The organism is Kitasatospora sp. NPDC024654, assembly GCF_055559155.1.
Map to the genome: position 1 here is coordinate 21,112 of NZ_JBVHLF010000072.1, position 18,686 is coordinate 39,797.

Below are 18,686 nucleotides of genomic sequence, written 5' to 3' on the forward strand. Positions count from 1 at the left end.
ATCGCGGAGCGGACCGGGTTGCGGTGCTAACCCAGGCGATCGGCCCAGTCCGCCGGTACCCGCCCCGCGGGGCCGGGGGTCGGCTGATCGGCGGGGTGGCTCTCCGGCGGTGCCAGCCGCGGACCCGACGCGTACATCTCGGAGGTCTCGTAGTTCCAGAACCAGCTCTCGCCCGGTTCGAAGCTGCGGATCACCGGGTGCCCGGTGGTTGCGGCATGGGTGGTCGCGTGCTTCGACGGCGAGTCGTCGCAACAGCCGATGTGGCCGCAGAGCGCGCAGCGTCGCAGGTGGAACCACCACCCGCCGACAGCGTCGCACTCGGGGCATCCGGTACCGCTCGGCGGGACCGAGGGGTCGATTCCGTTCCGGGAACTCATGACGGCTCCTGTGGGGGGTCGGAGTCGGTGGAGGTCAGCGGGAGGCGTACCTGGAACCTGGTGTCGCCGGGGACGGAGCGCACCCGAAGGTCACCGTGGTGCTTGTTGACGACGATGCGCCACGAGATGTCCAGGCCGAGGCCGGTACCCTCACCCACCGGTTTCGTGGTGAAGAACGGGTCGAAGATGCGGTCGCGGATCTCCGCGGGCACCCCGGGCCCCGTGTCGCCGAACTCGACCAGGAGATGGCCGCCGTCCCGCGCGGTGCGCACCGTCAACGTGCCTTCGGTGTCCATGCTCGTCATCGCCGAAACGGCGTTGTCGATCAGGTTCGTCCAGACCTGGTTGAGTTCGCCGGGGTAGGCCGGGATCTTCGGCAGCGTGTGGTCGTACTCCTTGACGACGGTGATGCGGGGGCCGATCTTCCCGGAGAGCATCAGCAGCGTGCTGTCGAGCAGTTCGTTCACGTCGGCGACCTGGTAGGGGGCCCGGTCGAGTTGGGAGTACTGCTTGGCCGCGGTGACGAGGGCCGAGATCCGGGCGGTCGAGTCCTCGATCTCGTTCATCAGGAGTTCGGTCTCGACGGTGTAGTTCAGCCATCGCACGGCGCCTTCCAGGGCGCCCTCGTCCACGGCTGCCGCGACCTGGTCCAGCCAGTCGGTGTCGAGGCCCGCCTGGACGAACGTCGGCGCCATCCGCCACCCGTCCGCGATGCCCTGGTCCTCCAGCCAGTCGGCGACGGCGTCTTCCCGGTCCGAGGCCTCGAGCGGACTCAGGTTGCCGGCGGCCTTGGCGACGCGCTCGGCCGTGCGTTCCTGGACCTCGATGAGTGACTCCAGGCTGTCGCGCCGGTACGGGCCGGTCGCGATCGCGCCGAGCTTGTGGCGCATGCCGGCGACCCGCTCCCGGAGCGCCGACGTCGCCCGCACCGCCGCCGCGGCGGGGTTGTTGAGCTCGTGGGTCAGCCCTGCGGACAGCGAGCCGAGAGCCAGCAGCCGTTCTCGCTGGCCGACGGCCTCCTGGGTGTTCTTGGTGCCGAAGAAGAGCCCCTCCAGCAGGTGCACGGCCATCGGGAACCACTCGCGCATGATCGCGGCGAAGGTCTCCGCGGGAAGCACGAAGAACCGCGAAGGCTCGACGACACGCAGGGAGTTGTTGTAGACCTGCTCCACGCGGTCGCCCAGGTAGGCCTGGAAGGCTCCCGCGTAGACGCCGCGGCTGGAGCTCCGGTTGACCTCCACGTCGAGGTTGCCGATCCTGCGCGACAGGACGAGGGCCCCTTCGAGCAGCACGTAGAAGCAGGTGGCCGGGTCGCCCTCCTGGTACACGGGCCCGGGTTCGAACGTCTCCACCCGGCCGTCGCGGCACAGCCGCGCGATCTGGTCGGGGGCCAGCTTCTCGAACAGGAACAGCGTGCCGATCTCCTGTTTCCGGCACGGCATCGGTCGCCCGTTCACGACTGCTCCAGATACCGGTGCACGAGCATGACGGCCATGGCTCCCTCCCCGACGGCGGACGCGACACGCTTGGCGGACTCCGCGCGCGCGTCTCCCGCCACGAACACGCCGGGCACGTTGGTCTCCAAGTGGTACGGCGGCCGGTCCAGCTCCCACTCGGGCGGCGGGCGCCCGTCCGCGGTCAGATCGGGACCGGTCAGGATGAAGCCGCGCGGGTCCCGCAGCACCGTGCCCTCCAGCCAGTCGGTCAGCGGGGCCGCGCCGATGAACACGAACATCCACTGGGCATCGACGAGTTCCGTCTCCCCGGTCGCCGTGTCGCGCAGGGTGAGCTGCTCCAGTTGGCGCGTCCCGTGGGCGGCCTCGACGACCGTGTTGGTGCGCACCGAGATCGTGGGCGTGGCCTTGACCTGTTGGACGAGGTAGTAGGACATCGAGGCGGACAGGGAGGGTCCGCGCACCAGGATGGCGACCGACTTGGCGCCCCGGGCCAGGTACAGCGCGGCCTGCCCGGCGGAGTTCGCCCCGCCGACGATGTAGACGTCGTGGCCCTGACACGCGGCCGCCTCGGTCAGCGCCGAGCCGTAGAACACCCCGCACCCGGTCAGCTCGGCCACGCCGGGCGCCTCGAGCTGCCGGTACGACACGCCGGTCGCGAGGATCACGGAGTGCGCGGCTACCGTGGAGCCGTCCGAGAACCGGACGACGCGCGACGCGCCGTTGATCTCCAGCCCGGTGACCTCGCGCGCGGTCAGCACCTCGGCACCGAACTTCGCCGCCTGGCGCCGGGCCCGGTCGGTGAGCTGCGCCCCGGAGACGCCGTCCGGAAAGCCGAGGTAGTTCTCGATCCGTGAGCTCTGGCCCGCCTGGCCCCCGGTCGCGGAGCGTTCCACGAGGACGGTGCGCAGACCCTCGGACGCCCCGTACACGGCCGCTCCCAGACCGGCCGGACCGCCCCCGATGATCGCGAGGTCGTAGAACCGGGCCGACGGAGTCGTCGCCAGGCCGACCCGTGCTGCGAGGTCCTGATCGTCGGGCTCGACCAGTGCCGTGCCGTCCGGAGTGATCACCAACGGGAGCCGCAAGCCGTCCTGGCCGGCGGCACAGAGCAGCTGCCGGCCCTCCGGCTCTTCGGAGGAGTACCAGCGGTACGGCACCTCGTTGCGGGCCAGGAACTCCCGGACGCCCGACGAGCGGGCCGACCAGCGGTTTCCGACGACCTTGGTGATGGCCACCGGCCGCCGATCGGTGGCCCGCCAGGTCTCCAGCAGACCGTCCACGACCGGATAGAGCTTCTCCTCCGGCGGGTCCCAGGGCTTGAGGAGGTAGTGGTCGAGGTCGACCACGTTGATCGCGTCGATCGCCGCACTGGTGTCCGCGTACGCGGTGAGGAGCACCCGCCGCGCACCGGGATAGACGTCGAGGGCCTGCTCCAGGAACTCGATGCCGTTCATCTGCGGCATGCGGTAGTCGGCCAGGATCACCGCCACGAGGCCGCCCCGCAACCTCAGCTCGCGCAGGGCGTCCAGCGCGGACTCCCCGGACTCCGCGCGCACCACCCGGTACGCCCCGCCGTAGCGTCGCCGCAGGTCACGGGCGACGGCACGGGACACTCCGGGGTCGTCGTCCACGGTCAAGATGACGGCCCGCGCCGCGTCGGCAGCCGCTGCCATGCGTCTCCTGCCCCGGGCTGGCGGGTTCCCCATCTGGCGTGGCCAGCCCGTGTACACCCGTACGCCGGTGCTACTCATTCTATGAGTGGTTCTGTGGCTCCGCTACGAAGCCGGGATCCGCCGGCCGGCCCGCCCGACGGCCCGGATCGATGACCTTCCGGCGCGCGTCGCCGACCGGACGCCCGGGCCCCGGGGGCGGACGGGCCGGGCACGTCGATCCCCGCTCATGGCCGGCGGGGCGGTGTCGGCCGGCACGATCCGCGGGGCGTCGTCCAGGACCCGCGCACCTGCTCCCGGGGTCGTCCGGTCCGCGTTCAGTTGACCTGGCGGGCCGCCGAACTCCAGAAGCGCTCGCGCAGTTCACGCCTGAGCACCTTTCCGCTGGGATTGCGCGGCACCTGGTCGATGAACTCGTAGATCGCCGGGATCTTGAAGTCGGCCAGCCGCTGCCGCAGAAACGTCATCAGCTCGCGGGGCCGCACCGCGGTCCGGTCCTCGACGACGACGAAGGCGTGCAGGGCCTCGCCCCACCGCTCGTGCGGCTTGCCGATCACCGCCGCGTCGAGCACGGCCGGATGCGCGGCGAGGGCGTTCTCGATCTCGGCCGGGTAGACGTTCTCGCCGGCGACGATCACGACATCCTTGATCCGATCCCGCAGGTAGAGGAAGCCGTCGGCGTCGAGGTACCCGGCGTCGCCGGTTCGCACCCAACCGGCCTCCAGGGCCTCGGCGGTGGCCTCGGGCAGCCGCCAGTACCCGATCACGTGGCCGGGGGTGCGGACGCAGATCTCGCCGCTCGCTCCGGGCGGGAGCTCCCGGCCCCGGCGGTCGACCACCTTGACCGCGAATCCCGGGTACGGCCGTCCGGCGGCCAGCAGTCGCGGACTGCCCGACACGTGTTCCCGCGGCGGTAGGCAGACGGCGGTGTTGCCGGTCTCGGTCAGCCCGTAGATCTGGGTGAGCTCGCAACCGATCGTGCTCAGACACAGCTCCAACAGATCGGTCGCGATGGGTGAGCCACCGTAGACGATCTTGCGTAGGCCGGCGAAGTCGGCGCTCGACGCGCCTGGCTCGGCGAGCAGCATCCGGATCATCGACGGCACCATGCAGGTGGTGCTGACCCGGTGGGACCGCACGGCGTTCAGGGCGTCGCCGGCCACGAACACCCGCAGCGCGACGTTGGTGATGCCCGCGCCGAACCCCTGGACCGCCCACCACAGACCGCCGATGTGGAACCCGGGCACCGCGATCAGGCTCACGTCGCCGTCCTGCCAGTCGATCCAGTCCAGCCCCGCTCCCGCCAGGGCGTCCCGGACGGCGAAGAAGCTGCGGTTCGCCAGCACCACGCCCTTGGGCAGCCCGGTGGTCCCGCTGGTGTAGATCTGCACCACCTCGTCGTCCGGGCCGCCGCGCGCGTCCAGGTCGGCGTCCGACTCGGCGCCGCACCAGGCCAGGAACCCGGCGCCCGGCCCGTCCACGCCGTCCAGCGCGACCACCTCCGGCGGCCGCGCCAGCCCCTCGGCAGCCTGCGCCGCGACGTGCCGGAAGTCGTCCTCGACGAACAGCAGGACCGCCGTGGAGTCCCGGAGGATGTGTCCGACCTCGGCCGCCGTCAGCCGCCAGTTGACGGGGACCAGGACCGCGCCGCTCTTCGCGCAGGCGAACAGCAGGTCGTAGTAGTGCTCCGACTCCCGTCCCAGGTACGCCACCCGGCCGCCGGGCGGCACGCCGGCCGTGCGCAGCGCCCGCGCGGTCCGGTTGCTCGCACGGTGCAGCTCCGCGTAGCTGACCGTGCGGTCCTGGACGACCAACGCGCGGGCGTCCGGCCGGTGTCGGGCGTGGAAGGAGGGGATCGCCGCCAGCGTCCGGAGTTCCGGAAAGTAGCGCACAACAGGCCTTTCTCTCGATGCTCTGGACGTCGTCCGTCCGCTGTCACGACGCCTCCGGCGTGCCACCGCGACGGCCCACCGGTCCACGGGGAACCGGCGGGCCGTCGCGGTCCGGACCGGGCTCAGCCGGCGGAGGCGCTCGACCCGGCCGGCCCGGTGGCGGGTTCCCGCCGCGGCGGCGGGCCGGCGGCGGCCGCCGGATCGTCCGTGCCGTCCTCGTCCCAGCGGGCGGCGAGGTACTCGGTGACTCCGCGCACCGAGGGCGATTCGAAGAGCACCGCCGCCGGCATCGGACGCTGGAGGACCGACTCCAGCACGTTCTTGAGTTCCATCGCCACCAGCGAGTCCAGGCCGAGCTCGATGAAGCCGCTCTCCGTCCCCACCTCCTCCACCCGCTCGAAGTGCAGCAGCCTGGCCACCTCGGCACGCACCAACTCGGTGATCGAGACGAGCCGTTCGGCCGGCGGCAGGGCCTTCAGTGCGGTCAGGTCGGTCCGCCGGACCGGGGCCCGGCCGGCGGCCAGCAGGTCCCAGTCACACCGTCCGACGATGGCGGTCGGGCGGGCCCGGTCGAGCAGCGCCACCAGGGCCTCGGTCCCCTCGTCGGGAGCGAGCGGAGTCACCCCGCCGCGTTCCAGGGCCACCAGCCGGTCGGCACTGAGCGCGGCCGCCATGCCGATCTCGGCCCAGGGGCCCCAGTTGATGCTCAGGCCGGGCCGGCCTTCCTCGACACGCCGGACCATGAGCTCGTCCAGGAACGCGTTGCCCGCCGCGTAGTTGGCCTGTCCCACCGGCCCGATCACCGCCGAGAGCGACGAGAAGCCCACGAAGAAGCGCAGGTCGGTGGCGCCTTCCAGGGCGTGGTGCAGCAGGTGGCTGCCGTAGACCTTGGACTCGAACACCGTGTCCAACTGCTCCCAGGACATCCCCACGATCGGCACGTCGGCGAGCGCCCCGGCCGCGTGGATGACACCGCCGAGCGGCCGGCCGGTCTCGCGCAGCGTCGCCATGATCCGCTCGACGCCCGCGGCGGTGCCGACGTCCGCCCGCACCAGCGTGGCGGTGACGCCCTCGCCCAGCAGTCCGCGCAGCGCCGCCCGGACCTCGGCCGGGACCTCCCGGCGACCGGCCAGCACCAGGTGACGCGCCCCGACCGCGGCCAGCTTCCCGGCCGTCGCCAGACCCAGCTCGCCCAGGCCTCCGGTGATCAGGTAGAGGTGTTCGGGATCCAGCAGCGGCAGGATCCGCCGCACCCGGCGCCGGCCGGACCGGTAGGCGATCTGCGACTCGTCCGCCTCCGGCGCCGACCACTCGTCGGCCAGTACCTGGTGGGGGTCGGCGGCGGGGTCGAGATCCAGCAGGGTGACGCCGTACGCCGGATACTCGGTCCGCAGGGTGGTACCGAAGCCCCACAGCGTCGCCGCGGCGGGCACCGGGGTGCCCGGCGTCCCCGCCCGGGCACCGCTGGTCACCAGCCAGAACCGCTCGGCCGGGGCCGTCCCGTCGGCCGCGAGCAGCTGGACGAGGGCCAGCAGCTCACGGTAGTTGCGCTCGCACTCCGCCCGAAGCGTCGCCACGTCGGGCCTGGCGTCCCGGGGCCGGTCCGTGCCCTGCCAGAACCAGCAGAGGTCCGCCGGCCGCTCGCGCAGCAGCCGCGCCGCGTGCTCGGGCCCGTTCGCCCGGGTCAGCGTGACGCCCCTGCCGGCCGCGCTGGCCACCAGCTCGTCCCACACGCCCGGCGCCGTGCCGACCACGACCACCTCCCGTCCGCCGTCCGTGGGGCCGGCCGCCGGTTCCCGCTCGACCCAGCGCGCCTCGTGGAACAGCCCCGGCCCGCCCGAGCGATCGTGCTCGACCCGCTTGGCCGTCAGGCCGTGGACCAGGAGTACCGGCCCGTGCGCGTCGGCGAGCACGAGGTCGGCGGTGACCGTGCTGTGCCCCGCGCCCATCGCGGTGATCCGGCTGACGGTCCGCAGCGCCTCGCCGCGCGGTTCGCGCAGCAGCCGCAACTCCCCGATGCTCAGCGGGAGGTAGGTGTGGCCGTCGTTGGTCGCCTGGAGCGCGCTGTCCAGGATCCCCGGCGGGAGGTGGCCCGGCCCCGGCCGGGGGTCGCCGCGCAGCTCGGCCACCGCGGTCCGGCCCGCCCGGCGCACCCGGGTCAGCCGCCGGAACTCCGGGCCGTACTCCAGGCCGAGCTCGGCGAAGACCGCGTACACCTGGTCCGTCCCGGCTTCGGTGCAGTCGGCCGGGTCGAGCGCCGCCGCCTGTTCCTCCAGTTCCCGGGCGAGCGAGCGCAGCGGGTCCTGGTGCTGGTCGGGCACGCGGAGCTCGGCCGAAACGTGGCGCCGTTCGAAGTCGTCCCCGACCCGGCTGACGACCTCGACGGACACCCGACCGTCCGGGCGCGTCCGCAGCCGCGTCCGCACGTCGGTCACCGCGTCGGAGCCCAGGAAGAGCGGCTCATGGATGACCAGGTCGGCGAGCTGACGGTCCGTCGCGCCGAAGACCGCGTGCTGCACGGCGAGGAACTGCTCGACGAACCCGGCCGCGGGGAAGACGGCCTGTCCCAGGACCACGTGGTCACGCAGGTACTCCGGCCGGGAACTGCCGAGTGCCGCGGCGAACTCCCGCACACCGGCCGGGTCCGCCGCCGTCGGGGTGACCTCGTGTCCCAGCAGCGGGTGACCGATCCGGGTCCCGCCGCCACCGCCGAACGCGGTCTTCGAGGTCGGCACCCAGTAGTGCCGCCGCTCGAACGCGTAGCCCGGCAGCTCCACCAGCCGACCCGGCCGACCGGCGTGGAAGCGCTGCCAGTCGACGGTCAGGCCCGCCGCGAAGGCACGGGCCGCGGGCACCCGCAGCACCTCACCGGCCGGGTCCGCGGCCCGGGGACCGCCCAGCCAGCGGTGCCGTTCGCGCGGGACGCACCGCTTGGCCAGCGCGGTCATGGTCTCCCCCGGCCCGATCTCCAGGAAGGCGTGTGCGCCCCGCCGGTCGATCGTGCGCAGGCCACCGGCGAAGTCGACCGGAGCACACAGCTGCCGGGCCCAGTAGTCGGGCGAGGCCAGCTCGGCCGGGTCCGCCACCTCCGCGGTCACCGTCGAGACCAGCGTGAAGACCGGCTCCCGGAAGGTGAAGCCGGCGATCGCGGCCCGGAACTCCTCGGCCGCCGCGGCCATCAGCGGCGAGTGGAAGGCGTGCGAGACTCCCAGGTCGCGGGTCACCACCCCGTCGGCGCGCAGTGCGTCGACCACGCCGGCGAGCTCGTCGGCGGCACCGGAGACGACGCACTGGTGCGGGGAGTTGACGGCCGCGATCGCCACCCGCGGGGCACCCGTCAGGAACTCGGCCACCTTCTCGGCCGGTGCCATCACCGCGGTCATCCCGCCGGCCGCGTCGACGCTCTGCATGATCCGTGCCCGGGTCGCCACCAGCCGTACCGCGTCCGGCAGCGGGAGCACCTCGGCGACCGCGGCGGCGGACAGCTCGCCGAGGCTGTGCCCGATCATCACCGAGGGCCGGACCCCCAGGCCCAGCCAGAGCCGGGCCAGCGCGTACTCGTAGGAGAAGAGCGCCGGCTGGGCGCGCAGCGTCCGCCGGTCCGCCGCCCCGTCCTGGTCCGGCGTCAGCAGCAGCTCCCGGACCGAGAACCCGAGTTCCTGGGAGAAGAGCCGGTCGCACTCGTCCAGGTGCCGGCGGAACACCGGGAACGCCTCGTGGAGCGCGGCGCCGGCACCCGCGTACGGCACTCCCTGGCCGGCGAAGACGAAGGCGGTCCGGCCGATCCGGCCCGGCCTGGTTCCGGTGGTGGGCTGCGCGTCGGCCTCCCGCGCCAGGACCTGGAGCAACTCCTCGCGCGAGCGGACCGCCGCGGCCGTCCGCAGGTCGTGGGCGGTCCGGCCGACGTTGGCGGTGTAGCAGAGGTCGCGCACCGACAGCTCCGGGTGCGCCTCGACGTGCCTGCGGTAGTCGTGCAGCAGGGCACGCAGCGCGCCGTCGGTCTTCGCCGAGACGGTCAGCACGTGGGCACCGTCGGGCGCGGCGTCCTCCGGCGCTGCCCGTTGGGGCTCGGGTGCCTGCTCCAGCACCACCGAGGCCACCGTGCCGGCGAACCCGAACGAGTTGACCACCGCGCGCCGGATCTCGTCCGGCCACGGGGCGGCGGTCCGCGGCACCGTCACCGGGTAGGCGTGCCAGGGGATGTGCGGTGAGGGCGTGTCGAGGTTGAGGTGGGGGTAGAAGGCACCCTCGCGCAGTTGGAGCAGGGTCTTCATGATGCCGCCCATACCGGCGGCCGCTTCCATGTGCCCGATGTTGGTCTTCACCGAGGCCACCCTGAGCGGATCGTGGTGACTGCGGGCCGCGCCGAAGACCGCGTTGATCGCGCCCATCTCGATCGGGTCGCCCAGGGCGGTGCCGGTGCCGTGTGCCTCGACGTACCGGACCTCGGACGGTTCGAGACCGGCGCGCTCCAGCGCGGCGGTCATCACCGTGGCCTGGGAGGTACCGCTCGGAACGGCCAGTCCGCCGCTCGCGCCGTCCTGGCGGATGGCGCTGCCGCGCACCACGGCGAGGATCCGGTCGCCGTCACGCCGCGCGTCGGACAGGCGCTTGAGCACCATCATCCCGCAGCCCTCGCTGCGGGCGTAGCCGTCCGCCGCCTCGTCGAAGGTCTTGCACCGGCCGTCCGGTGCCAGCATGTTCGCGTTCGACAGGACGATGTGGCTGAACGGCTGGTGGATCGCGCTCACCCCGCCGCACAGCGCGATCGAGCACTCCCCGCGCCGCAGGCCCTCGGCGGCCATGTGCAGGGCGACCAGTGACGAGGAGCAGGCCGTGTCCACGCTGATCGACGGGCCGGTCAGACCGAGGAAGTAGGAGAGCCGACCAGACACCGCGCTGTGTGCCGTGCCCGTGCCGATCGCCGCGTCCAGTTCGTCCAGGGCGAGGCCGCCGAGCTCCAGCACGTAGTCCAGACAGCTGACGCCGACGTACACGCCGCCGTCCCCGTTCCGCAGTGCGGCCGGGTCGATGTTCGCGTGCTCCAGCGCGGACCAGGCGCACTCCAGCACGAGACGCTGCTGCGGGTCGACGAACTGGGCCTCCTTCGGCGAGATGTTGAAGAACCTCGCGTCGAACCGGGCCAGGTCCCTGAGGAAGCCGCCGCCCGCCGTCCGGACGCTGCCGCGATCGGCGGGGTCCGCGGAGAAGAGCGCGGCGACGTCCCAGCGGTCCTCCGGAATCGGCCCGGTGCCGGATCGCCCGGCGGCCAGGAACTCCCCGAACCCCTCCAGGGTGTCGTTGTCGCCGGGGAACCGCAGGCCCACCCCTACGATCGCGATCGGCTCGGACCAGTCCGGAAGAGTGTTCGACACCGAGATCACATCCTTTCCGTGAAGCGTGTTGTCAGGGCCGAGCCCCGAAGAGGTCGGGCATGACCGTGCTGCCCAGGAAGTCCGAGAACCCGGCGACGGTCGGGTAGCTGAACAGCGCGGTGCTGCTGACCGTGCACCCGAGCCGCTCCGCCAGCCGTTCCAGCACCTCGACGGCGAGCAACGAGCTCAGCCCGAGCTCGAACATGCTCTGGTCCGTGGCGAGGTCCTCGTCCTCGTCCATCAGCAGGGCGGTCCGGATCTCCGCGCAGACGATCTCCAGGAGTGCCGTCGGGCGGTCCGGCCTCGGCAACGACCGCAAGCGCCTGCGGTCGTCGGTGGCGTCGGCGGCCGTTTCCTCGGTCGCGCCGCGGACGACGCCGCTCACCGCTGCTCCAGGGCCGGTGGATCGAGTACGACGATCCCGACCTTCCCCTCGGCGGCCCCTCCGCCCAGGTCCCAGAAGCGGCACTCGGTGGAGAGGATCAGCATCCCCGGCTTGGCGTCACGGGCACCGCGCTGGACCGCCTTGGTCAGCTGGAGCTCACCCGAGAAGCTCCGTGCGCCGATCGGCCGGCGGAATCGGCTGCTGAAGTCCGTGATGAGGATCTTCGGCAACTGGCGCTCCCAGAAGTGCTCCAGGGTCCAGTGCGCGAACGGCCCCGGGGTGCTGTCGGCCACCAGCGTCGCCGCCGCGAGGTAGAACATCTGGTTGAAGCAGATGTTGAACTCCACCGCGTTGAAGTGCCCGGTGTCGTCGATGTAGCAGGACTCGTCGATCCCGAACTCGTAGCGCTGGACGAAGGGTTCCTGTTGGAAGAGGTCTCCCGGACTCACCACCTCGGCCGTCCGCAGGTACCGGCAGTCGGGCTTGTAGGGCCGGAGCACCCGCTCGAGCAGGGGCGGCGCCTCGACGCTGTTCGTCATCTCCGCCCCCCTCACGGCGCCACGGTGGCCGGGCGCTCGGCGAGAGCGGGGTGGAAGGGGTGGTCGTCGTGCACGGTGATCCGGTACGAGGCGGCGGGCTCCGAAGTGTCCGCGTGGCGGGCCCGGTGGACGAGGGCGCGATTGTCCCAGATCAACAGGTCGCCCCTGTGCAGGAACTGGAGGTGGATGTCCTCGCGCTCGAAGCTCGCGTCGAGCTGGCCGCTCTCGGTCAGCAGCTCCGTCACCAGGTCGTCCTCGCGCCCTTCGATGGCGTAGGTGAACGCGGCGCTGATGTACAGGATGGGCTCACCGGTGACCGGGTGCTCGAAGACCGTCGGGTGACTCACCGGCGGCGTCTTGCGCTCGATGTCCTCCAGCACGTCCTGGATCGGCCGGTAGACGTCGCTGGGACGGATCTTGAAGTACCGTCGGGCGCTGTGCCGGGCGACGGTGCCGTCCACCTTCTCCCGCAGTTCGGGTGAGAGCCGCTGGTAGGCCTTGGCCATGTCGATGTAGTACGTCCCGCGCTCCTGGGCGGGGACCACCTGGGGGTAGACCATGGTCAGGCCGAACGGGCGCGGCATGAACTGGTAGTCGGCGTGCCAGAACTCGCCGGTCCTGGGGACCCCGACCCGGCCGTCGGCGGTGGCGACGTTCGAGGAGACGAAGATCTCCTCGTGCTCGGGGTGGCGGTACATCGGCTCGTAGTAGACCTCGGGCTTCCCGAACCTCCTGCCGAGTTCGACGAACTCCGCGGCCGAGACGTCCTGACCCTTCAGGACGACGATCCGCTCGCGGTACACGAGCTCCTTGAGCGACGCGATGTCCTCGGCGGTGGCCCTGGCGGCGTCGAACTGCTCCACGGTCACGCCCATGGAATTTCCCGGCTGGCGCGTAAAGATCACGTCACTATCCCTTCACGGTGGCGAAAGAAGAAAGCAGATGGCGGTTCCACCGCCGACGGGCGGGCCCGTGGAACGGGTCCGTCACAGATCGACCGGAGGCTGACGCCGTCGCGGTCGGATCGAGCGGCACGGCTGCGCCCGACCGGTGGCCGGATCACTCGACATCCTGGTCGCCGCATCACCGGACTCGCGGGGGCGTCAAGGACGGGCCGCCTGACAGATCGGGCCCCGGGCAGCGAAGTCCCTTTTCGTGACGGCGATCTGATGACGCGTGATACCGGCGGGAGGGCGAAGCTCAGTGAAAGCGCGTCACCGTTGGACCGGCGGTGCTCGGGTGTAACGGAAGTGGCTGGGTCCGCTCCGGGTGAGTGATGACGAACGGGAAGGTCGTCATTCGTGACTCGGTACCGAGAAAGGAAACTAATTGATAATTCTCGGCGGAATCGGTTCCTTTCAGCACGGGTGAGACCCTGCCAGAGGCGCCAGGTGATCGTCAACCTTCCGAAGGCGGTCAGAATGAACCAAGGGTGCCCTGGCGGTGACCACCGGATGACCTGGAAGCGGATGGGGGATTTCTTCGCCGGTGGAGGGTCATTGAACGGCTGGAATATCCGAATCAATGGACCGTTGCTGTTTTCGGCAGCGCACCGCGTCGCCGGCTGCCCGATCGGGCAGCTCCGGGCCCAGGTCCTTCCGCGCGGTCCGCATCGGCGACCCACCGCGTTTCGCGGGCCGCCGATCGCCTCGCCCGGGTGGAGCGGGGGATCAATGGCGGTCTATACACTTGCGCGGTATTTGCCCCGTAGATCCGTCGCCGTCCGCCCGTGCCGGCGGTGACGGCACGACGAAGTGAGGCCACATGGCAACCAAGCCCCGGATCCACGATGGTGTCGAGACGACCATCGCCCTGCTCAACAGCGAGCTGCCGCTGCTCGAGAAGGACCAGCGCCGGTTGGAGGCGGAGTTGAACGCGGCCTCCGAGCGGTTGGAAGCGGCGCGCGCCGCTCTGACGAGTCTGCGATCGCTCGCGGACGCCGCCTTCCTCCAGCAGGCAACCGCCGCCAAGAGTGGCGCCGTGGCCGCGGAGGTCGAGAAGCAGCCGGCGCCGAAGGCCGTGCGCGGCCGCACCCGCACGGCCCGGGCGTCGAAGCCGGCCGCCGCGGCGAAGCCGGCCGCCGCACCGAAGACCGGGGGCGTCAAGGCTGTCCGGGCGGCGGAGAAGGCGGTGAAGAAGACCCGTGCGCACAGGCCCGCACCGGTGAAGGCCAAGGCGGCCACTCGCGCGCCTCGCAAGACCGCCGCGGTCGAGGCCAAGGCCGTGGTGTCGGTTCCGGCGCAGCGTGCGTCCGGTGTGTCGGAGGCGATCGTGGCGCACCTGGCAGCGGTCGCCGGTCCGGTGAAGGTCCGTGAGGTCGCCGGTGCGCTGGGCCGGGCCGACACCACCGCCGGCATGAACACCGTGCGGACCTCGCTGGAGCGCCTCGTGAAGTCCTCCCGCGTCCAGCGTGTCGGCCGCGGCCTGTACCAGGTGGCCGGGTAGGCACTGGGGGAGTGGGCGGCAGGGCCTCGTTCCGAGCCCGGGTAGCCGCCTGAAGTGACCGCGCTCAGCTGCGGATCGGGTGGGGGTGGCAGCCCAGGCCACCACCCCCACCCGACGTCGGCGTTCCGTGTGGTGCTTCGGCTTCCTCGCCGCGCGACCCGGCGACCCGGCGAACCCGTGCTGTCACGGCACCGGTCCACCGGGCCGCGCTGGCCGGTCGGATCAGAGGTTCGCCGTGGGGCTGTAGGTGGTGTTCAGGGTCCCGGTGGGCGGGTTGTAGCCGGCCGGGTAGGAGACGGTTCCCTGGGCGGCCGTCTGGTGGCTCCCCGGCGTGTAGGGGGTGTAGGCGTTCGCCGAGAGGCCCGTGGCGGACCAGGTCTCCAGCAGGTCGCCGGCGACGAACAGCACGCCGTTCCGGTAGAGGTCGGCGGTCATGGTCAACCGGGCCACCGGCGCGGTGCAGGAGATGCTCGCCGAGGCGTAGACGATGTTGTTGGTGTGGATGGGGGTGTTGGAGGTCAGCGTGCAGCTCAGGTTCACCTGAGCGGCCTGGGGGTCCTGGTGACGGTGACTCGTGCCGTGCCGGACGACACCTGGGCCGTGGTGACCCCGGCGGCCAGGGTGATCGTCGTGGTGGTCCCGGTGGTCCCGGTGGTCGCCGCGGTGGCGGTGCAGGTCGTCGCGACCACCCCGCCAAGGCCGAGCGCGGCGGTGGCCGCCAGGGACGTCAACGTGCGGGCTGTCGGGCGGGACACGGGCACGGGTCCTCCTCGTTGCCGGGCGGATCGACCGGATGGCCGACGGCGCCAGCCTGCGGGCGGCCCGGTCGGCCGGGCGGCCGGTCCGCCGACGTCGGCTCGAACACAACGGCACCGTCGGAATCATTGGCGATATTTCGGCGATCGGACGTCGACCCACGATTGCTCGTGCGGCTCGGGCCCAGAGGCAGGGCTGGCACCGCGTCGCCGCACCGCGGGCCGGACGGTCCTCATCGCGCGGCGCACCCTCCGCACTCACTCCCGTGAGTGATTGAACATGTGCAAAGCGTTGGACAGCGTCGCTTCGCAGGCGTACTGCACCGCCAACCAGCATCGACAGGGGAATGACGGTCACCATGGGCGTGGGCACTGTTCGAGGATTTCGCAAGGCCGTCACGGTGCTGTTCGGGGTGGCGCTGATCGCCATCCCGATGAGCCGGACACCCGCGTCGGCTGCCGGCGACGAGCCAGGCCTTCGACATGTGGTTCGACGTGGGAGACCTCCAACACCAACAAGTGCGTCCCCTGGGTGACGGCCCGCCACCGGGACGCCTCCGGCAGCGACACCTGGACCAGGCCCGTCCGGACGACCAACAACGGCTGCGACACCGACCAGGAGCACCTGCGGAAGTTCGGTGACGTCCAGAACCCAACGGCAAGGTCAATCTGCTGGCCGGCCCGAAGCCGGCACAGCACCTGCGCTGGAAAGACCTCACGAGCTTGACGCTGACGGTGACCGCGCCGAACACTCCGCCGGGGCGCCAGAAGAACGTGAAGATCGTCAAGGAAGGCGTCTGGGCGCGGGACACCAACAACAACTGGCACGGGCTGTTCAAGCAGCAGTACGAGTTCACGTTCGCCGACGGGCGCAACGACTTCGAGATGTTCGTCGAGCACTGAGTCGGTTCCACCTGGCGCGGATCGGCACGCGGCCGCTGGGGCGGCCCCGCCGGTCCGCGCTGGTGTCGGATTAGGCGGGCCTCGCATGGTCGAGAAGCTGGCCCTGGCCTCACTTGACGGTCCGCCGGATGAGGTCGCCCTCCCCTTGAGCGGATCCCGTGGCGGTTACGGCCAGCGCCGCCGCCCGCGACCTGTGCCGCCCCCGTGCTCCGCGGCCTCAGGGTGGCCCGGCGCACCGGCAGGTGGTGACCGCGCCTCCCCGCCCCACCGGAGCCGAACCCGTGGCGGCAGGCCGGGCCGCCCTCCGTGCCGGGCAAGTGGCCACGCCGAAGCCCTCGCCCGTGCCCGACACGCCCGCTTCCGCGCTCTCCAGGTCCGCGGTGGACCTTGGTGCGGGTGGTGGGCGGTCACAGTCCGCGCCGACGGTCCGGGCGGCACCGTGACGCGGTCCTCGCCGACCGCCGGTGACTTCGGGCAGGTCGGCGAGGTGTGGCCGCTCGTATCAGTGGGCGCGGGACGCCGCCTTGAGGCCCGTCACGGTGGTCTGCCGGTGGTCTGCGGTACCTGCCGGAGATAGGCGGCCCCGCAGGAGTGGCAGAAGGGCTGCGCGGCCGGGGTTCCCCAGGTGTCCGGGGACTGCGATGCGACATCAGGGGTGATCTCGTAGCCGCACATGGCCCGACTGCTGTGGTCCCTGACCATGTGCCAGTGCAGGATTCTGCCGTGTGGGTCTCCGGCTTCGTGTTCGGCGCGCATTTCGTACACGTCCATGAGAGTGATGCTCCGGGAGACGCGGAGGAGGGGCCACTCGGGTTAGCCCAGAGGGCTGTGACAGGTGACGATGACGACGCTCCTGCGGAACGACGCTCCTGAAGACGGCCACCCGTCCTCGACACAGGTCGACGACCGGCAGCCCCACCTCACCTTCTCCGACCTCGCACGTGGCACCCACCCGACGGTGCGGGGCTGGATGCGGTACTGCGGAGTGCCTCACCGGGTTGCCTTGCTTCCCCTCCTCCAGCGCATCAACTCCTCCAACGCGTCAACGCCCACCCGACGCGCTGGATCCGCAAGCGGTGAAGGCGGCTTCGGACGTTCAAGAAGGCCAACGCGTGCTGGAAACACGCCACGCGCCGGTAGCCGCGGCTCCTCGCCCGACGGGCGTGGACGCCGGGGTTCCGGTGATCGGGATGACAGGAGCGGAGTGACCGGAGACCATCACGCTCCGTTCTGGGGAGCCGGGTGCACCTCCCCGGGCGACCCGACCGTCACCGTCAGCCGTGGCGCCGCAGGCGGGGGAGGCGGAGCCGCCATCCGCGGCCGTCCGACGGGCGCCGGTCCTCCGCGGTGAGGGACGCGGTGGGTCCCTCGCGGTCCCCAACGGAAGAGCCTGACCCCTTACGCCCTGTGACCGGCCGTCGTCCTTGCCCTGGGCCTGCCGCCACTGGGCCACGACCTCGTCGATGTCGATCACCGAGCGGCCGAGCGGCGGGCCCGGCGGTGGCATGCGCAGGTTGGCGGTGATCTTCTCGTTGACCGGTTCCAGTAGTTCGCGCACGCGTCCCTCGGACGGGGCCCCGGCAGCCTCGGCCAAGACGTCCTCGATCTCCTTGCGCAGCGCGAGAGTCGGCTGGAGTATCCCCGTGTGGCCCTCGTGGGCCATCTTCTGCTTGATCCACCACAGCTCGTCGTAGGGCATGTTCAGGTCGGGCAGCGGCTCTCCCAAGCCGGGCAGCTGGGCGAACTCGCCACGTTGCTCGGCCTCGCGGATCTGCCGGTCGACCCAGGACTCGAAACTGAGCCCTGCGGGCTTTCGCTCGGTCATGCAGGAATTCTCCCACTCTCGACGTCCGTTGGACCATGGGGCGATGGATTCGGTCGCCGCGTACACGTGCGTGGTTCACGTGGGCTGGGACCAGCGCGATCAGGTGCCCGCCGGGAACGTGGTCCTGCCGCATGGCAGGAATGCCGCATCGGCGCCGCGGACTTGCGCGCGAGGTCGCTGCCGGGGCCATCGGGGTAAAGGTCGCCACGCGGCGTAACCTGCCTCCTGCCGGACCGTTGAGCAGATCATGAATGCTCGACGTATGACCACCACCCTGGGTGCCTTCGTTGCCGCCGCCCTGCTCTCGGTAGCCGTGCCGACGTCCTCCCATGCTGCCGTGACAGGCTCGGCCTCGGCGGTCACCCCCGCCGTCACCGAGAACGCCCCCTTGACGACCGGTGCGCGTGCGCTGGGGGAGAAGCGGAACCCGAAGACGATCAAAGCGGCCGCGTACAACCAGGCGCGAAGCATCCTGGCCAGAGCCGGAATGTCGGCGGCGGCTGAACCGTGACCCACTTTGGACGGTTGAGTTCTGACCCTCTTGTGTCGTCGGTGGTCTTGTTCAGTCGTTGTCGGTGGCGTTGGGGACGCGGCCGAGTTCGCGTCCCCGCATGCGGTAGGACTCGCCCTTGAGGGAGTGGACCTCGGCGTGGTGGACGAGGCGGTCGATCATCGCGGCGGCGACGGTCTCGTCGCCGAAGACCTCTCCCCAGCGCCCGAAGGGCTTGTTCGAGGTGACGATCACGCTGGCCCTTTCGTATCTGTTCGAGATGAGCTGGAAGAACAGGTTCGCGGCCTCGGCCTCGAACGGGATGTAGCCCACTTCGTCGATCACGATCAGCGGGTAGCGGCCGAGCTTGACCAGTTCGTCCTGGAGCCGGCCGCTGTGGTGGGCAGCGGCGAGGCGGTCGACCCACTGGGCGGCGGTGGCGAACGCGACCCGGTGGCCTGCCTGGCAGGCCCTGACAGCGAGCCCGGTCGCGACGTGTGTCTTGCCGGTGCCCGGCGGTCCCAGGAAAACGGCGTTCTCCTTGGCCGCTATGAAGTCCAATGTTCCCAGATG

General features: G+C 71.4%; 16 protein-coding genes. 3 read left to right on the forward strand and 13 right to left on the reverse strand.

Features of this window, described 5'->3' with window-relative positions:
* Nucleotides 1–26: 26 nt before the first annotated feature.
* The 8 genes from ACZ38L_RS30375 to scoE form a co-directional block, all read right to left on the reverse strand.
* Entirely contained in the window at nt 27–377 is a 351-nt protein-coding gene (locus ACZ38L_RS30375; protein ID WP_465699245.1) for a UBP-type zinc finger domain-containing protein, read from the reverse strand.
* Entirely contained in the window at nt 374–1,834 is a 1,461-nt protein-coding gene (locus ACZ38L_RS30380; protein ID WP_465699247.1) for an ATP-binding protein, read from the reverse strand. Before ACZ38L_RS30380 ends, ACZ38L_RS30375 begins: the two co-directional genes overlap by 4 nt.
* Entirely contained in the window at nt 1,831–3,507 is a 1,677-nt protein-coding gene (locus tag ACZ38L_RS30385) for an NAD(P)/FAD-dependent oxidoreductase (protein ID WP_465699249.1), read from the reverse strand. The genes ACZ38L_RS30380 and ACZ38L_RS30385 overlap by 4 nt, the downstream gene beginning before the upstream one ends.
* A gap of 314 nt (nt 3,508–3,821) precedes the next feature.
* On the reverse strand, nt 3,822–5,396 hold the full coding sequence (locus ACZ38L_RS30390) for a long-chain-fatty-acid--CoA ligase (RefSeq protein ID WP_465699251.1): 1,575 nt from the start codon (nt 5,394–5,396) through the stop codon (nt 3,822–3,824).
* Nucleotides 5,397–5,518: 122 nt separating this feature from the next.
* A complete protein-coding gene (locus ACZ38L_RS30395; protein WP_465699255.1) occupies nt 5,519–10,771 on the reverse strand; it encodes a type I polyketide synthase in 5,253 nt (1,750 codons plus the stop codon).
* Between the two features lie 31 nt (nt 10,772–10,802).
* Nucleotides 10,803–11,156, reverse strand: a complete 354-nt coding sequence (locus ACZ38L_RS30400) for an acyl carrier protein (RefSeq protein ID WP_465699257.1) — start codon at nt 11,154–11,156, stop codon at nt 10,803–10,805.
* Complete coding sequence (locus ACZ38L_RS30405; RefSeq protein WP_465699259.1) at nt 11,153–11,695, reverse strand: FcoT family thioesterase; 543 nt, start codon at nt 11,693–11,695, stop codon at nt 11,153–11,155. The genes ACZ38L_RS30400 and ACZ38L_RS30405 overlap by 4 nt, the downstream gene beginning before the upstream one ends.
* Before the next feature lie 11 nt (nt 11,696–11,706).
* Nucleotides 11,707–12,600 (reverse strand): (3R)-3-[(carboxymethyl)amino]fatty acid oxygenase/decarboxylase, encoded by an 894-nt coding sequence (gene scoE / locus ACZ38L_RS30410; RefSeq protein ID WP_465699260.1) that lies wholly within the window; start codon nt 12,598–12,600, stop codon nt 11,707–11,709.
* Nucleotides 12,601–13,459: 859 nt separating this feature from the next.
* On the opposite strand from scoE, the gene ACZ38L_RS30415 reads away from it, so the two are divergent.
* Nucleotides 13,460–14,140, forward strand: a complete 681-nt coding sequence (locus tag ACZ38L_RS30415; RefSeq protein WP_465699261.1) for a hypothetical protein — start codon at nt 13,460–13,462, stop codon at nt 14,138–14,140.
* Between the two features lie 222 nt (nt 14,141–14,362).
* Here ACZ38L_RS30415 and ACZ38L_RS30420 read toward each other — a convergent pair whose 3' ends face one another.
* A complete protein-coding gene (locus ACZ38L_RS30420; RefSeq protein ID WP_465699262.1) occupies nt 14,363–14,680 on the reverse strand; it encodes a hypothetical protein in 318 nt (105 codons plus the stop codon).
* Nucleotides 14,677–14,895 carry a hypothetical protein gene (locus tag ACZ38L_RS30425; protein WP_465699263.1) on the reverse strand — a complete coding sequence of 73 codons (219 nt, stop codon included), beginning with the start codon at nt 14,893–14,895 and terminating at the stop codon, nt 14,677–14,679. Before ACZ38L_RS30425 ends, ACZ38L_RS30420 begins: the two co-directional genes overlap by 4 nt.
* A 723-nt stretch (nt 14,896–15,618) precedes the next feature.
* Here ACZ38L_RS30425 and ACZ38L_RS30430 point away from each other — a divergent pair.
* The gene (locus ACZ38L_RS30430; RefSeq protein WP_465699264.1) at nt 15,619–15,798 is read left to right on the forward strand and encodes a hypothetical protein; all 180 of its coding nucleotides are present in this window, start codon (nt 15,619–15,621) and stop codon (nt 15,796–15,798) included.
* Nucleotides 15,799–16,332: 534 nt separating this feature from the next.
* Here ACZ38L_RS30430 and ACZ38L_RS30435 read toward each other — a convergent pair.
* Both ACZ38L_RS30435 and ACZ38L_RS30440 read right to left on the reverse strand, forming a co-directional pair.
* Entirely contained in the window at nt 16,333–16,569 is a 237-nt protein-coding gene (locus ACZ38L_RS30435; protein ID WP_465699265.1) for a hypothetical protein, read from the reverse strand.
* Between the two features lie 325 nt (nt 16,570–16,894).
* A complete protein-coding gene (locus tag ACZ38L_RS30440) occupies nt 16,895–17,623 on the reverse strand; it encodes a DnaJ family domain-containing protein (protein WP_465699266.1) in 729 nt (242 codons plus the stop codon).
* 262 nt (nt 17,624–17,885) lie between these two features.
* On the opposite strand from ACZ38L_RS30440, the gene ACZ38L_RS30445 reads away from it, so the two are divergent.
* Nucleotides 17,886–18,134 carry a hypothetical protein gene (locus ACZ38L_RS30445; protein ID WP_465699268.1) on the forward strand — a complete coding sequence of 83 codons (249 nt, stop codon included), beginning with the start codon at nt 17,886–17,888 and terminating at the stop codon, nt 18,132–18,134.
* A 51-nt stretch (nt 18,135–18,185) separates the two neighbouring features.
* Here the strand turns inward: ACZ38L_RS30445 and istB are convergent.
* Nucleotides 18,186–18,686 (reverse strand): IS21-like element helper ATPase IstB (istB, locus tag ACZ38L_RS30450; RefSeq protein WP_465699270.1); only part of this gene is annotated, 501 nt, incomplete at its 5' end.